Below are 15649 nucleotides of genomic sequence, written 5' to 3' on the forward strand. Positions count from 1 at the left end.
GCCGTGGTGGCCTAAAGGCCGCATAAATGTTTATCTAGCTGGGAAAACGGTGCCATTAAAATATGGGCTGATTACATATAATCCCGTCGAACGTTAAAATTGGGAGGAAACCGGCTTATGGAACAAAAGGCAAAGGAAGTAGCCTCGCACGCTGCGATTCCTGTGAGCATCTCGGCGATGCTCGTCACGCTGGGCGTGGTGTATGGCGATATCGGCACCAGCCCCATGTATGTAACCAAGGCGCTCGTTGCCGGCAACGGCGGCATCGGAAGCGTCACGCAGGAGTTCGTGCTCGGCGCGCTCTCCCTTGTCGTGTGGACGGTCACGCTGCTGACGACCGTCAAGTACGTGCTGATCTCGCTGCGCGCCGACAACCACGGCGAGGGCGGCATCTTTGCCCTGTACAGCCTGGTCAAGCGCTGCGGCAAGTGGCTCATCATCCCCGCCATGCTGGGCGGCGCGGCGCTCCTCGCCGACGGCATCCTGACGCCTGCCGTTACCGTCACCACGGCCATCGAGGGCCTGCGCACCATCCCGGCGGTCCATGCCGTGCTCGGTGACGACCAGGGTCGTGTCGTCGCCATCACGCTTGCCATCATCATCGCGCTCTTCTTGGTGCAGCGCATCGGCACGGCCAAGATCGGTCACGCCTTCGGCCCCATCATGACGCTGTGGTTTTTGTTCTTGGGCGGCACGGGCCTGTTCTTTGTCTGCCAGTATCCCGCGGTGCTGCTGTGCCTCAACCCGTTGCGTGGCATCGCTTTTCTGCTGAGCCCCAACAACCATGCGGGCATCATGATTTTGGGCAGCTGCTTCCTCGCTACCACCGGTGCCGAGGCACTCTATTCCGACATGGGCCATGTGGGCCGCGGCAACATCTATGCCACCTGGCCGTTCGTTAAGTGCTGCCTGCTGCTGTCCTACATGGGCCAGGGCGCGTGGCTTATCAACAACGCCGGTAACCCGGAGCTCATGGGCATCGCCGACCTCAACCCCTTCTACCAGATGCTCGCCCCGGGTCTGCGCCCCTTTGCCGTCGGCCTTTCCACCGTCGCGGCCATCATCGCCTCGCAGGCGCTCATCACCGGCGCATTCTCGCTGGTGTCCGAGGCCAGCCGCCTGGACCTCATGCCGCATATGCAGGTCTTCTATCCTGCCGAGACCAAGGGCCAGCTCTACATCCCCATGGTCAACAACGTCATGCTCGTGGGCTGCGTCGTCGTGGTGCTGCTGTTCCAGAACTCGGCGCATATGGAAGCCGCCTACGGCCTTGCCATTACGCTGACTATGATGTGCACCACGCTGCTGCTCTTCTTCTACCTGCACGAGGAGCGCAAGCTCAAGGTCGCGCCGTGGATCTTTGCCGCCTTCTTCCTTATGCTCGAGGGCTTCTTCTTTGTGAGCTCGCTCACCAAGTTCTTCCACGGCGGCTATTTCACCATCCTTATGGCCGCGCTCATCATGGGCATCATGGTGTGCTGGTACAACGGCACGGCGGTCGAGCAACGTCAGTTTACGCTGCTGCCGCTGCGCAGCTATCTGCCGCAGCTCAAACGCCTGCGCGACGACGATCGCTACGAGCTCATGAGCGACAACATCGTGTACCTGACCAAGGACACCAACACCGACTATATCGACCGCGATATCGTCTACTCGATTTTGGACAAGCACCCCAAGCGCGCTCGTGCCTGGTGGTTCGTGAATGTCGAGACCATGGACGAGCCGCATACCTTTGCCTACTCGGTCGAGACGTTCGGCACCGACTACGTATTCCGCGTGCATCTGTACCTGGGCTATAAGATCAACCAGCGCGTCAATGCTTACCTGCGCCAGGTTGTTCAGGACCTGGCTGCCAGCGGCGAGCTGCCGGCGCAGACGCACGATTACTCGGTCTACAAGGATCCGGGCAACATCGGTACGTTTAAGTTCGTCATGATCCGCAAGCTGCTGGCGCCCGAAAGCGACGTGGAGCCCAGCGAGCGTACGGCCATCACGCTCAAGTACATCATCCGCCGTGCTGCCGGCACCCCCGCGCGCTGGTACGGCCTGGAGAACTCCAACGTGAGCTTTGAGTACGTGCCGCTGTTCACCAAGTTTAAGGCCGTGAACAAGATGCAGCGTCTGGCCCCCGACGAGCGCCCGTAGTCGACGTCTGCTGTTTGTCTAGCGACCGCACGCTGCAAGGCTATACACTTGGAACCACCACAAGGAGGCCACCACCGCAAAGGTGCCAGTCCCCTTTGTGGTGGTTTCTGTTTTGAGAGAGGGGCGGGGCGCTGATGGACGTCCGTGCGGACGGCGATATTGCCGAGAACTTTTGGTGGCGGCGTACAACGCTGACGCGTCGCAGCCCTCTGTATGACGCCTGCGTATCGGCGGGGCTGCTAGCCGCGGCGACGATTGTGGGCGCGCTGCTCGACCATCCGGGGCTCGCGCCGAGCATCATGATCGTCTATGTGTTCGCCGTGCAGCTGTGCGCATTCTTTACCTGGAGCCGCCTGTATTGCCTGCTGAGTTCGGCTGCCGCCGTGGCGCTCTACAACTTCCTGTTTGTCGACCCGCGCTACTCGCTGTCGTTTATCGACCGCGTCTATCCTGGCATGTTCTTCATCATGTTTTCGGTCTCGCTCGTGTCGAGCTCGATTTCGCTTGCCCTGCGTCGTGCCTTGGCGCAGGCCGCCGCCAGCGACCGGCGCACGCAGATGGTGCTCGAGACCAACCGCATGCTGCAGCGCTGCGCCGATCAGCAGCAGATTGTCCATGCTATGGCAACGCAGCTGGCACGTCTTTCGGGCTGTCCAGTCGTGTGGTACAGCGCCGACGCCGAGGGCGATGACCTGCTGCCGCGTGCGACATACACGGCCGTGGGCGATGTCGCGCCGGTGCATGAACTGGCGCCGCAGATGCCGCCGCGGCTCTCGGCGTCCGCCTATGTGGGAACGCCGCTCGATGCCACCTACGGCGGCTCGGCGTTCTACGGCATCTACCTGACCGTGCGCTCGGGCGACACCATGGTGCGCGCGGGCGATCCCGCCTCGGTGGTGGGCGTGTTGGCTATCGTTGCCGAGCCCGACGTGCTGACGCACGAGGAGCGGACACTTTCCGATGCCATCGTGAGCGAAGGCGAGCTGGCACTCGATCGCGCCCGCGCCATGGAGGCCCGCGAGGAGGCGGCGGTGCTTGCCAAAAATGAGCAGCTGCGCGCCAATCTGCTGCGCTCCATCTCGCACGATCTGCGCACGCCGCTTACCAGTATTTCGGGTAATGCCGACGTGCTGCTCGATCAGGGTTCGACCGGCACCGCGGTGCTCGATGCCCAGACGCGCCGCGGCCTGCTGCTATCCATTCGCTCGGATGCGCTGTGGCTCAACGCCACCGTCGAGAACCTGCTTGCCATCACCAAGCTCGAGGGCGGCGGCATGCATCTGTCGACCACGCTCGAGCTTATGGACGATATCGTCGAGGAGGCGCTGCGCCATGTAAATCCGGCCGTGCGCGAGCACGATCTTAAGGTGGTGGCGAGCGATGAGCCGGCGCTCGTCAATGTCGATGCGCGCCTGATGGTGCAGCTGGTGGTAAACCTGGTGAACAATGCCATTACCTACACGCCCGCAGGCTCGCATATCGTGATCTCGATTGATGCCGGCGATGGACGCGTGGCGTGCTCGGTGGCCGATGACGGCCCGGGCATTGCTTCCGAGGACCGCGAGCGTATCTTTGAGTCGTTCTACACCGCCAACCATGGTTTGGCCGATAGCCGACGCAGTGTGGGCCTGGGGCTTTCGCTTTGCCGCTCCATTGCGCTGGCGCATGGCGGTAGCATAGAGGTTGCCGCGGCGGACCCGCACGGCTCGGTCTTTACGATCGAGCTTCCCGCCGCCGACGTTTCGTTTGATAAGGAGTAGCGCTGTGCCGAACTCTGCCGTGAAACCGCTCATCTTGGTCGTTGAGGACGATCCCGCCGTCCGCAACCTTATCGTCGCCGCGCTCGAGGCGCACGGCTTGCGCCATATGGCCGTGGAGACCGCACATGCTGCCATCGCCGCCGCCTCGTCGCAGGCGCCGAGCATTGTGCTGCTCGATCTGGGCCTGCCCGATATGGACGGCGTCAAGGTGGTGGAGTCGGTGCGCACGTGGTCGGGCATGCCGATCATCGTGGTCTCGGCGCGCAGCGAGGACGCGGACAAGATCCGCGCGCTCGATGCTGGTGCCGACGACTACCTGACCAAGCCGTTTTCGGTCGAGGAACTGCTCGCGCGCATTCGCACGACGCTCAGGCGCCTTTCGTATGCGCAAACGGGCGGTGTTGCCTCCGAGGGCTCGTTCGATACCGGCGAGCTGCATATCGATTTTGATGCCGGCATCGCCACGATGGATGGCGAGGAACTGCATCTGACGCCGATCGAGTACAAACTCCTATGCCTGCTGGCACACAACGCCGACAAGGTGCTGACGCACCAGTTTATCCTGCACGAGATTTGGGGTACGGCGACTAAGAGCGACCTGGCGAGTCTACGCGTCTTTATGGGCACGCTGCGCAAGAAGATCGAGTCCGACCCCGCGCATCCGCGCTATATCCAGACGCACGTGGGTATCGGTTACCGATTGGTCATCCAAGGCTAGATCGCCAACCACCATCCCAATATGAGTTGCGGTGAAATACGGTCTAAATTTGCCTAATTCCAGGCAAAACAGTCCGTATTCCACCGCAACTTTGTTATTTGCCCTTGGGCTTGCTGGCGTAGAACTTCTTCTTTTTGGGCTTGCCGGCGGAGTCAGGCTTGCCGTTGCCGCGCGGCCCCCGGTCGCCTGCCTGCGCGTGCGCGGGCGCCGCTGCGCGAGGCTTGCGGGCTTCGGGGTTGCGCAGCTCCTCGACGCGCTCGGCAATTTCCTCGGCGCTAAAGCCGACTTCGGCCATGGCGTCCTCGATGGGCAGGCGGCGCACGATGTAGCAGTGGTGCACCTTCTGGTTGCGCGCGAAGTCCTCGGGGATGGTCTGCGCCGTAATGTCCTCCAGCACCACGCCCGCGCGGGCGAGCTTGCGCGTTTCGGGGCGGAAGCCGCGCAGGTTGCAGCTAAAGATGGCATGGCCGCCCTGCGCGAGCAGGCGCGATACGCCGGCCAACAGCTCAACATGGTCGCGCTGGACATCCCAGGTGCGGCGGCCCATCTTGGAGGAGTTCGAGAACGTGGGCGGGTCGACAAAGATCAGGTCCCAGCGGTTGCGCGTCTGGCGCTGGTCGCGAATCCAGGCGAGCACGTCGTCGCGCACAAAGTGGTGTTGCGATCCCACAAAGCCGTTCTGGCGCATGTTGCGCTCGGCCCAGTCCAGGTAGGTGTTGGAGAGGTCGACCGTCACGGTTTCCTCGACGCCGCCGTCGGCCGCATAGCAGGTAGCGGTGCCGGTGTAGGCGAACAGGTTGAGGAAGCGGCGTGCCTGCTTGGCGTGCTCGCGCACCAGATCGCGCGTGACGCGGTGGTCCAAGAAGATGCCCACGTCCAGGTAGTCGTCAAAGTTGACGGCAAAGGTAAGACCGCCTTCCTCGATGAGCGGCAGGCGACGGCGCGCGATGTTGGCGCGCTCGCCCGAGCCGCCCTTGCCGGCGCCCTGCTTGCCGTACTGCGAGCCGCCGCGCGAACGCATGCGTGCCTTGGCGTGCACGTGCTCGGCCGGAACATCCAGGATGCGCGGCGCGATGGCCAAGATATCGAGCATGCGGGCCTGGGCCAGCGCGGGGTCGATGGTCTTGGGCGCGGCGTATTCGGCGATGACGAGCCAGCGGCCCGGCGTCTGCGGGCATCCCTCGTACAGGTCGATGGCGGCGGAGTAGTCGGGTAGGTCGGCATCGTAGACGCGGTAGCAGCTCACGCCCTCGCGCTTGGCCCACTTACGACGCAGGCGGGCGTTCTTGCGCAGGCGGTTGGCGAACTGCTCCGACTCGGGGATGAGCACGGGCAGCGGCTTGCCGTCGCCTAGGTCGAGCGTGGCGGCGGGCTCGGGCATGGGGGCGTCGGCGGCTTCGTCTTGGGCATTTGCGGTCTGCTCCTCGGCATCTGCGTTGGTCGCAGCCTCAAACGCTGCGGCGGCGTGGTCGAGCGAGGGCCAAACCTCGATAGTCGCCTCTTCGTTGTTGGGCATGACGGCAATGGAGCGCACGGGCTCGGCATGGAGCGCGCGGGCCATAAGGCCGTCGCGGGTGAGGGCGGCGACCGGCGCGGCGGTAAGCTCGGGCGCGCGACGCAGCTCGCCGACCAGCGTCATGGCGTCATGCATAAGCGACAGCGGTGTCTCGGTCGTATCCGCGACGAGGGCGGCACCGGCGACGGCGCCCGCGTGGTCCAGTACGGTGGCAGATTTGGCGGCGCAAAAATCGACAAAGCGCTTGTAGCCGGCACACGTAACCATGCGCTCAGCGGTCTTGCGTGCGGCGGGGTCAGCATCTACGGCAACGATGCGCGCCTGGCGCTCGCGCGCTGCCGTCTCGCGCTCGCGTGCCTCGGCACGCAGCCGCTCCCACAGGTCGGCATCATGCAGCTGCCAGCCCTCAAAGCCCCAGCGCTCGCGGGCGGCGCCCGGGGCGCGGTCGTTCAGAATATTCACGGCTTCCAGCAGCAGGCCGCCGCCGGCGCACGAGGCGTCGATCAACGTGGGTAGAGCCTCGTTCTCGTAGTCGTCGGCCGTCAGCTCGCGCTCGCACAGCGCGGTCCAGCCGACCTGCGCCAACACCAGGGCGGCGTAGTCGGGGCGTAGCACGTGCGTGCCCTCGCCAGCGCGGGTCGCCGCGGGCGGCAGACGCTTGAACAGCGGGTCGCCTGAAAGGTCTAGGCTGATGCTCGCGCGACGTTGGCGCAGCGAAAGCAGCAGGTGGACATCGGGGTCGGCAGCATCGACATCGGCGCGACGGCCCGTGGTCTCGGCCAGGCGGTCGCACAATGCGTCCTTGGCGCGCAGGGCCGAGAAGCGCGTGTTGCGCAGCTGCTCGGTCACACCACGGGCAGTGATGGCAATGGTGGCGCCGGGGCGGACGATGTTTTCCCAGGCAATGTCGTAAACGCCGTCGTACAACGCATCGGCATCCTGCGCCTCAAAGCGCCCAAGCACCACAAACACGCGGCTGGCCAGGCGCGACCACAGACAGGCGCGGTAGCCTTCTTCGATCTCGCCCTCAAACGTAGCGCGGCCCTTCAGGCGGCGTACATGCGAAAGCCCGAGCCGTTTAAGCTCGTCGGCGAGTGCGGACTCAAAGCCCTCGGGGCAGCTTGCGTAAAATTCCATGGGTGACCTCTCTGGTTGCGTCGCTCCATTATATGATGGATGCTTCGTTTGCCATCGCCCTCGAAAGGAACCCATATGATTGATGCGTGCCCCTTGATTCCCATTTTCATTGCAACAGCCTCAGGACTCGGGGCCTCGCACAGGCTCCCGCCGCCTTACAGAACTGAAAGCTGGGCGTAGGGCAAATCCATGGCACGTGACCTGCGATTGCTCGGCCATAGATGGCGTAATCGAGGCTAAGGGAGGGCATCATGCGCAAGGGAAACGAGAGCTGGTTCTGGCACGCGAACGACATGGTGGTGGCGGGCGACATGAACCCCGTGGTCCGCGTCCTGTGGGCCGCGCTCATCGTAGGCATCGGCGTCGCGACGATGGCCACGCTCTGGATCGTCACGAGGTAGCGCGCCACGAACGGATGACGAGGCACGCGGCGCATGCCACGCTGGCGGAACCCTAGCCTCGCTGCTGGACAATCTGTTCGATGAGCTTCGCGACGGAGTCCTCGGCTGCGTTCCCGATCAGGTGATGGGCCGCGGCCTTCGCCTCTGGCATCGCGCCCGCGACTGCGTAGGAGTTCGGCACCTTATCGAGGAGCGTCACGTCGTTTTCCGAGTCTCCGATAAAAGCGACCTCGTCCAGCGTGACCCCAAGGCTGCCGAGAAGCGCGTCGAGTCCGTTTACCTTGCTCCAGCCAGCCGGAACAACATCGAGGAAGAATGGGACGGGCGAGGGGAAATCAAGTTCTGGGCAGGCTTCCTTGCATCGACTCCGAACGACTTCCGTCGGGGCGGAGCTGACGTTGACGAAGATGCCGGCGGTTATGACGTCACGGTTCGTGGGCACGTCTCCGAGCGCCATGTCTCTTCCGGAGTCCTTAACGACTTCCAGGGCGAATTCGTCGCCAGGCTCGACGGCGCAGAGGAACTGCTCGCAGCGCTTGCCTGTCTCATCGACATCGGCGACTAGCCAGAGTGACGTCCCCGCGTAGGGGCGTACAGCGCTATCGAGCTTGACGAGGGCCTCCGTCGAGAGCGTCTTTTTGAACACGAGTTCGCCGCTGGAGAAGACCTTCTTTCCGTTGGCCATGATGCCGGTCGAGAAACAGCGCGCGTCGCCGTCAAAGGCATCGGCCAGGTCGGCGTAGTCGCGCCCGCTTGCGGGGCCGAACGCGATGCCCGCATCGAGCGCCGAAAGAATCGCGCTGTGCGTGCGCTCCGATACGACCCTTGAGCCAAACGGCAACAGGGTCCCATCCATGTCTGCGAGGATGAGCTTTATCAAGGGGTCCTCCCGTTTCGGTCTGGGCATCGGTGCGCCGGCGTGCGTCGTCCTAGCTGTATTGCTTGTCTCCCATGAGATTCTTCGAGATGATCCTGTTAAACTCTACCGGGTCATCCCAGCAAGAGGTCAGGAAGAGGAACAGCAGCTCGATGACGAAGTTGATCGAGCTGTGCGAGAAGGCGATCTCGGTTCCGGTGATGGCCTGATCTCGCGAGATGGCTCGGATGATATGCGTGGCACGCTTCGCGAGCGGCGTATCCGGGTTGTCTGTGATCATGATGATGGGGGTGTTCGAATCCTCGGCAGAGTCGAATATGTTGACGAGGCGCTTCGAGTATCCGGACGTCGAAATGACGAGCAGAACGTCATTCTCCTTGAGGCTGGTTGCGACGGAGACCATGGCTTCGGTGGTACTGGGGCAAAACGCTCTGACTCCAACCTGCGAGAGCTTGAACGCCGCGTTTACGCCCATGTTAATCGAGTTGCCGACGCCCGCGATCAGGACGAGGTTGGCGTTGTGGAGCAGATTGACGACTGCCGAAAAGTCATCGGAGTCAATGAGCGAGGCGGTTTGGGAGAGCTCCTTGACCTTGTGAGACAGGACGTACTTGATGGAGCCCTCGACGTCGTCCAGAGTAATCCTGCCGTCCGTGGCCTTTTCTTCGCCGGATGCCCTGCTGATGGATATGCCGAGCGCCAGACGCATGTCCGAATAGGTTCGGTAGTCAAGCGTCCTTGCGAATCTCGAAACAGACGCCGGTGACGTACCGGTTTCTGCGGCGAGTTCGCGGACGGTCATCGTTGCGACATCCGACGGGTGGTCGAGCACATACGTTGCGATTGCCTTCTCCGAGGGGGATAGGCTGCTCATGACCGCGCAGATGTGGCTGAGCACATCCCCTGTCTTATCCATGGTTACTCCTTGGTCCTAGCTTGCTTTGTATCTTAGGTCAAGAGAGGTGAAAAATAAGCGAAATGTTTCATCAGCGGTGAAATAGCGTTTCACCGCTGATTTCCTACCGTTCACGGTAAATCGGTACTTCCTCGGCGCAATCTCAGCTTGAGCTGCTATCTTATGAGCCGTGAAACAACGGCACGAAAACGATGAAACAACAGAACATTGTTTCAACGCCTCGCAACTCCGTTTCACGCTAGATGGTGAATCACTTCGAAGCCCAGACAGGCACCCGGCGAGCAAGAAGGGAGAAGCACGATGCACAACGCCAAGACAAACGCAAGCATGACTTCGCTGTTCTTCGCGAACGTACTCTACTGGGTCTGCGCGGGCGTGTACTCGCCGTTTCTCTCCGCTCACTACACGAGCCTCGGCCTCAGCGCGGCCCAGACCGGCATTCTCCTCGCGGCGACCCCGGTGTGTGCGCTCGCCATCCAGCCGCTCTGGTCGACGATCGCCGACAAGCTCGGGCGCCGCCGCGCGGTCATCGTGGCCCTCTGCCTTGCGGCGGCGGTACTCGCTCCGCTGTATTACCTGGCGTCGACGTTCGTCCCGGTCCTTCTCGTAACCTTTGCATTCTCGGCGTTTTTCTCGGGGCTCCTGCCCCTGAGCGACTCCCTCGTCATCGAGCTCGCGGATCGCTCTGGCCTGGACTTTTCTCGCATTCGCATGGGTGGCACTATCGGCTATGCCATCGTCGTCCTGATCGTCGGTCGGCTGCTCGACATGGCTCCTCAAATCCAGTTCACGGTGGTCTCCGCCGCGCTGGTGGTCTTCGCGGCTCACATGTGGCGCCTCCCCGAGGCGGGAATTCGCGCCAATGCCGCGGACGATCCCAAGGTCTCCCACGGAAAGGGCCTCCTCTCGCTGTTCACCAGCAATGAGATCGCCTTCGTCTTGGTCTTCGCCTTCATCAGTTCGGCCGCGATTGGCTTCATCGGGGCGTTCTTGGGCCGCTACGCGGTCGAGCTTGGCGAGGGTCAGAACCTCGTGGGCGTCCTGAGTGCGGTCTCCGCTGCGAGCGAGATCCCCATCCTGCTCGTTTCCTCCAAGCTGGTCAGGCGCTTCGGCGAGATGAACCTCCTGATCTTTTCCTGCTTCATGGCGGCGCTCAGGCTCGTGCTTGTGGGCACCGGCATCGTCCCGGTCATGGTCTGCGGCCAGCTGCTGCAGAGCGTGAGTTACATGACCGTCTACTACTCCTGCGTTACCTACATTGCCAACCACACTTACGAGGATTGTCGCGCTCGAGGTCAGAGCGCCTTCGCGATGGTCCAGAGCGGTCTGTCCGTCGTGGTTGCGAACCTGTTTGGCGGTTGGGCGTGCGATGCGCTCGGCACGCACGCGGGTTTCCTGGCCTTCGCCCTCGCTTCAACGATTGCTGCAGTCGCTGCTCTTGTGGCGTACGTGCTATGGCGTCGAAGCGCGGCGCCGCAGCCTGAGGGCCAGGCGGCCGCATAGGCTCCACCGCGCCTCGCAAGCGCCTGCCTGCCTCGCGCTTCGCTTCGTGTTCAACCAGCTGACGAGCTGAGAACTGTCCGATCCAATGATTATTCAGGTGAAAGGAAGACAAAGATGTCACTCATCAAGGTCAACGAGCTTCTTCAACATGCGACCGAGCACCACTATGGCGTGCCCGCGATTAACGTCATCAATACGGAGACCATCCGTTATGCGATCCAGGCCGCCGAGGATGAGCACATGCCCATCATCATCCAGTACTGGCCTGGCTTCGAGGACCACTGCGCCCTCGACATCATCGCCTTCGCCGCCCGCTATTACGCCGAGCGCGCGAGCGTGCCCGTCGCCGTCCACCAGGATCACTCCGCTGGTTACGAGATCGCCGTCAAGGGCGTCAAGGCCGGCTTCCCATCCGTCATGGTCGACGGCTCCTCACTTTCCTATGAGGAGAACTTCCAGCTCACGAAGGACGTCGTCCAGGTCGCCAAGATCTTCGACGTCGACATCGAGGCCGAGCTCGGCCATGTCGGCAACGGCTCTGACGCCAACGACTTCGTGAACAGCGACCACTACACCGACCCGAACCTCGCCGAGGAGTTTGTCGAGGGCACCGGTTGCGGCTCGCTCGCCATCGCCGTCGGCAATGCCCACGGCCCCTATGTCAAGGTCCCGAACCTCGACATGGAGCGCATCAAGGCCTGCAGGGAGGCCGTCAGCGTCCCCCTCGTCATGCACGGATGCTCCGACATCCCCGACGAGCAGCTCCAGGAGGCCGTGAACCTCGGCATGAGTAAGTTCAACATCGCCACGGAGTACTTCCGTTCCATGTACCGCGCCTTCGAGAAGGACATCAACTCCGGTAAGAACGACGGCAACGGCATAGGCCTCCTGATGGACGCCGCCCCCGACATGCGCGCGTTCGTCGTCAGCAAGATCCAGCTTCTGAACCCCAACCACTATTCGCTCTAGGAGAGACTCGATGAAGAAAGTTCTTGTCGCGTCGCACGGCCACCTCGCAAGCGGAATCAGGAGCTCGATCGGAATCCTGACCGGCATGGCGGACATGGTGGAGGCAGTTGACTGCTACGTGGACGACTCCGATTTCATCCCTCGCATCCAGGCCTTTATTGACTCGGTGGGCCCTGAGGACGAGGCCATCATCTTCACCGACATCTACGGTGGTTCCGTCTTCCAGAAGGTCGTCCTTATGGAGCCGGAGAAGCGCGGGATCGTCCACGTCACCGGTATGAACCTCGGCCTCGTGATCGAGACGCTCCTCGGCGCCGAGCCGGTCACGGCAGATTCGATCAAGCAGAGCGTCGAACTGGCGAGGGCGACGATGCAGGTCGTCGAGCCTCCGAGCAAGGCCGCGGACAACGAGGAGTCCGAGGGAGACTTCTTTGATTAGAGAGTACTAACAAGTAGAGAGAGGAAGCAATGATTGTTCAGGTTCGAGTCGATGACCGTCTGATTCACGGACAGGTCGCCCTGGTGTGGACCAAGGAGCTCAACACCACCAGGATCATCGTCGCCAACAAGCACGCCGTGGAGAGCGACGCCCTTCGCATGACGCTTTCCATGGGTACGCCGGCGGGCCAGAAACTCCTCGTCAAGGACGTTCCGGATGCCTGCCGCATCGCGAACGATCCGCGCGCGGACTCCATGCGCATCTTCGCGCTCACCAACTGCGTGCGTGACGTGCTTGAGCTCGTTAAGGGCGCGCCGGGCAAGATTGAGGGCGTGAACGTTGCCAACGTCGGCCGCTTCGACAAGTCCGATCCGGATAGCAAGGTCGCCCTCAACTCCACGATCATGCTCAACCCGGATGAGCTCGAGGCCGCGAAGGAGCTTTGCGAGCAGGGTATTCCGGTTTTCCATCAGCTTATCCCGTCCAATCCCAAGACTCCTCTCAAGAGTCTGATCGAGGCGGCGGGGAAATAAGGGGATTTGGCCAGGCGGCCAAATGAAATGAAAGAAAGGAAGTCAAATGGTTGGGTTGGCAATAATGGCCTGGTTGACCGTGCTGATTTGCTACGGCGGCAACTGGGTTCTCGGTCAGTGCATGATCGAGCGTCCTCTCGTGGTAGGTCTCGTTGCGGGCCTCCTGATGGGCGACGTCAAGACCGGTGCCATCATCGGTGCCTCTCTCGAGGCGATCTTCATGGGCGCGGTTAACATTGGTGGCGCTATCTCCGCCGAGCCTGTTACCGCGACCGCCCTCGCCGTCGCCTTCACCGTTGGCGCTGGTATCGACCAGGGTGCCGCCATCACACTGGCCGTTCCCGTGGGCGTCGTCACCGCATTTCTCTCGATCTTCATGAACAACGTGTTCCTCGCGTTCTTCGCAGCCACCTTTGACAAGATGGCCGCCGAGGGCAACGAGAAGGGCCTCGCGCTTCAGCACTTCGTTCTCTGGTTCGTTAAGTACGCCGCCTTTGGCCTCATCGCCTTCCTCGGCGTTTACCTTGGCGCCGAGCCCGTTGCCGCCATTGTCAACCAGATTCCGGCCAATGTCATGAGCGGCCTCAACGCCGTGGGTGCCCTCCTGCCCGCCGTTGGTATGGCGCTCCTGCTCCAGATGCTGTGGAGCACCGAGCTCAGCATCTACTTCTTCTTGGGCTTTACGCTCTACCAGTACCTCGGCCTCCCGATGATCGCCATCGCAGTTCTCGGTGTCATCATCGCGGTTGCCTCCGCCCTCCGCGACAAGGAGATCTTCGATCTCACCAAGAAGGGAGTGGCCACCCAGGCCGTTTCCGGCGACTCTGTAACCAGCGACGAGGAGGATTTCTTCGCATGAGCAACCTGACCAAGAATGTGAGCCCTGAAGACAAGAAGATGCTCAACAGCATTTTCCTGCGCTCCTTCTCCGTGTTCGCTTCCTGCGCCGGCGGTTCCGTCAAGGCTGGCGCCGACGGCTGGCTGTACTCCGTCCAGCCCGCGCTTAACCGCTACTATGCCGATGACCCCGAGGCTCGTGCCGACGCCATGAAGCGTCACACGACTTGGTACAACATTACCCAGAACGTCGGCACGTTCGCCATGGGCCTCGTCGCCTCCATGGAGAGGGAGAACTCGCAGCACGAAGACTTCGACACCGAGTCCATCGACGGTATCAAGGTCTCCCTGATGGGCCCGATGTCCGGCATCGGCGACGCAATCTTCTGGGGCGTCCTGCGTGTTATCGCCGCCGGCATCGGCATTAACCTCGCCATGAGCGGCTCGCCCCTCGGCGCGATCATGTTCCTGCTGATCTACAACATCCCGTCGATCCTCTGCCGATACTTCATGACCTACCTCGGCTTCAGCATGGGCACCAACTTCATCTCCGAGATGTACGAGGGTGGTCTCATGAAGCTCATCACCAAGGCGACCTCCACGATCGGCCTGGTGATGATCGGCGCCATGACCGCGGCGAACGTCCAATTCAACACGATCCTGTCCATTCCGGTTCAGGACTCCGACCCCGTCATGATCCAGACCTACCTCGACTCGATCTTCAAGGGCATCGTGCCTCTGGGACTTACGCTCGTCGTCCTCTGGCTCCTGCGCAAGAAGAACGTGAACGTCAACATCATCCTGGTCGGCATCATGGTTCTGGCGCTCGTCCTCGGCCTCGTGGGCATCGTGTAAGGCGGTTTCCGGATCATCCGAAGCCTGTTCAAGGCAATTCCTGGCGGCACGCGATCGAGGACATTCGACGCGTGCCGCCCCATTAGAAGGAGAGAATATGCGCTACACGCACCTCAAGAACTCCGACGTTGACGTCTCCCAGCTCGCCGTGGGCACCTGGGCGATCGGCGGCGACTCCTTTGGTGAGAACGATGACGCCGCCAGCATGTCCGCCATCCGCACCATGCTCGATCACGGCGTCAACCTCATTGACACCGCGCCGTGCTATGGCAACGGCGCGTCCGAGAAGGTCGTCGGCAACGCGCTCAGGGGCGTCGACCGAGAGAGCTACCTGCTCTCGACCAAGGTTGGCCTGATTACCAGCGCCGCCGGCTATGACCGCGACTCTTCGTTCAAGAACATCATGAGGGAGGTCGAGAGCTCGCTGCGCAATCTCCGCACCGACTACATCGACTTCTACTTCGTGCACTGGCCCGACGCCAAGACCCCGTTCTCCGAGACGATGTGCGCCCTCCAGCTCCTCAAGGAGCAAGGCAAGATTCGCCACATCGGCGTCTCCAACTTCACGACCGAGATGATCGAGGAGTGCGAGAAGGTCGCTCAGGTCGACGTCCAGCAGCCGCCCTACTCCATGGTCGACCGCTCCTCCGAGGACCTTATCAAGTGGGGCTACGAGCGTGGCATCGACTCCTTCACCTATGGCTCCCTTGGCGCGGGCATCCTGTCGGGCAAGTTCCGCGAGCTGCCGAAGTTCGAGGAGGGCGATGTTCGTGGCGGCTTCTACGACTACTTCCAGGAGCCCAAGTTCTCGCGCGTCCAGGAGCTGCTCAAGGTCATGGACGAGATCGCCGAGGCTCATGACAAGCCCGTGGCACAGGTCGCCGTGAACTGGAGCACCCAGAAGGAGTACGTGGGCACCGCGCTCGTTGGCGTGCGCACGGACGCCCACGCGATTCAGAACTGCGAGACGTTCGAGTGGGAGCTTTCCGCCGATGAGATGGCCAAGCTTGACGCCAAGCTTGACGAGCTGAAGATCGGCTAGC

At 62.1% G+C, this 15649-nt stretch carries 14 protein-coding genes; 11 read left to right on the top strand and 3 right to left on the bottom strand.

Features of this window, described 5'->3' with window-relative positions; genetic code table 11:
- The first annotated feature begins 117 nt into the window (after positions 1–117).
- From DWV43_RS02765 to DWV43_RS02775, 3 genes are all read left to right on the top strand, one after another.
- On the top strand, positions 118–2145 hold the full coding sequence (locus tag DWV43_RS02765) for a KUP/HAK/KT family potassium transporter (protein WP_117817029.1): 2028 nt from the start codon (positions 118–120) through the stop codon (positions 2143–2145).
- A 134-nt stretch (positions 2146–2279) separates the two neighbouring features.
- The gene (locus DWV43_RS02770; RefSeq protein WP_117817030.1) at positions 2280–3905 is read left to right on the top strand and encodes an ATP-binding protein; all 1626 of its coding nucleotides are present in this window, start codon (positions 2280–2282) and stop codon (positions 3903–3905) included.
- A gap of 4 nt (positions 3906–3909) precedes the next feature.
- The gene (locus DWV43_RS02775) at positions 3910–4623 is read left to right on the top strand and encodes a response regulator (RefSeq protein ID WP_199569334.1); all 714 of its coding nucleotides are present in this window, start codon (positions 3910–3912) and stop codon (positions 4621–4623) included.
- Between the two features lie 94 nt (positions 4624–4717).
- Here DWV43_RS02775 and rlmKL read toward each other — a convergent pair whose 3' ends face one another.
- Positions 4718–7276, bottom strand: coding sequence for a bifunctional 23S rRNA (guanine(2069)-N(7))-methyltransferase RlmK/23S rRNA (guanine(2445)-N(2))-methyltransferase RlmL (gene rlmKL / locus DWV43_RS02780; protein ID WP_117817031.1), 2559 nt, complete (start codon positions 7274–7276; stop codon positions 4718–4720).
- 251 nt (positions 7277–7527) lie between these two features.
- On the opposite strand from rlmKL, the gene DWV43_RS10150 reads away from it, so the two are divergent.
- Complete coding sequence (locus DWV43_RS10150; RefSeq protein ID WP_158558713.1) at positions 7528–7677, top strand: hypothetical protein; 150 nt, start codon at positions 7528–7530, stop codon at positions 7675–7677.
- Between the two features lie 52 nt (positions 7678–7729).
- Here DWV43_RS10150 and DWV43_RS02785 read toward each other — a convergent pair whose 3' ends face one another.
- Positions 7730–8557, bottom strand: a complete 828-nt coding sequence (locus DWV43_RS02785) for an HAD hydrolase family protein (protein WP_158565247.1) — start codon at positions 8555–8557, stop codon at positions 7730–7732.
- 49 nt (positions 8558–8606) lie between these two features.
- A complete protein-coding gene (locus DWV43_RS02790; RefSeq protein WP_117635579.1) occupies positions 8607–9470 on the bottom strand; it encodes a MurR/RpiR family transcriptional regulator in 864 nt (287 codons plus the stop codon).
- Positions 9471–9797: 327 nt separating this feature from the next.
- Between DWV43_RS02790 and DWV43_RS02795 the strand changes: the two genes are divergently transcribed.
- The 7 genes from DWV43_RS02795 (at position 9798) to DWV43_RS02825 (ending at position 15648) form a co-directional block, all read left to right on the top strand.
- Positions 9798–10973: an MFS transporter gene (locus DWV43_RS02795; RefSeq protein ID WP_158565742.1), complete on the top strand. Its 1176-nt coding sequence runs from the start codon at positions 9798–9800 to the stop codon at positions 10971–10973.
- 114 nt (positions 10974–11087) lie between these two features.
- Positions 11088–11942 carry a class II fructose-bisphosphate aldolase gene (locus DWV43_RS02800; protein ID WP_117786797.1) on the top strand — a complete coding sequence of 285 codons (855 nt, stop codon included), beginning with the start codon at positions 11088–11090 and terminating at the stop codon, positions 11940–11942.
- A 10-nt stretch (positions 11943–11952) separates the two neighbouring features.
- Positions 11953–12381 carry a PTS sugar transporter subunit IIA gene (locus tag DWV43_RS02805; RefSeq protein ID WP_117786798.1) on the top strand — a complete coding sequence of 143 codons (429 nt, stop codon included), beginning with the start codon at positions 11953–11955 and terminating at the stop codon, positions 12379–12381.
- Positions 12382–12410: 29 nt separating this feature from the next.
- A complete protein-coding gene (locus DWV43_RS02810) occupies positions 12411–12914 on the top strand; it encodes a PTS sugar transporter subunit IIB (protein WP_117635575.1) in 504 nt (167 codons plus the stop codon).
- Positions 12915–12978: 64 nt separating this feature from the next.
- Positions 12979–13773, top strand: a complete 795-nt coding sequence (locus DWV43_RS02815; RefSeq protein ID WP_199569337.1) for a PTS sugar transporter subunit IIC — start codon at positions 12979–12981, stop codon at positions 13771–13773.
- On the top strand, positions 13770–14606 hold the full coding sequence (locus DWV43_RS02820; RefSeq protein ID WP_117635573.1) for a PTS system mannose/fructose/sorbose family transporter subunit IID: 837 nt from the start codon (positions 13770–13772) through the stop codon (positions 14604–14606). Before DWV43_RS02815 ends, DWV43_RS02820 begins: the two co-directional genes overlap by 4 nt.
- Positions 14607–14703: 97 nt before the next feature.
- Positions 14704–15648, top strand: coding sequence for an aldo/keto reductase (locus DWV43_RS02825; protein WP_117635572.1), 945 nt, complete (start codon positions 14704–14706; stop codon positions 15646–15648).
- Position 15649 lies beyond the last annotated feature (1 nt).

The sequence above is a fragment of the Collinsella sp. AF05-9 genome (assembly GCF_003465595.1).
In the GTDB taxonomy this organism is placed as follows: domain Bacteria; phylum Actinomycetota; class Coriobacteriia; order Coriobacteriales; family Coriobacteriaceae; genus Collinsella.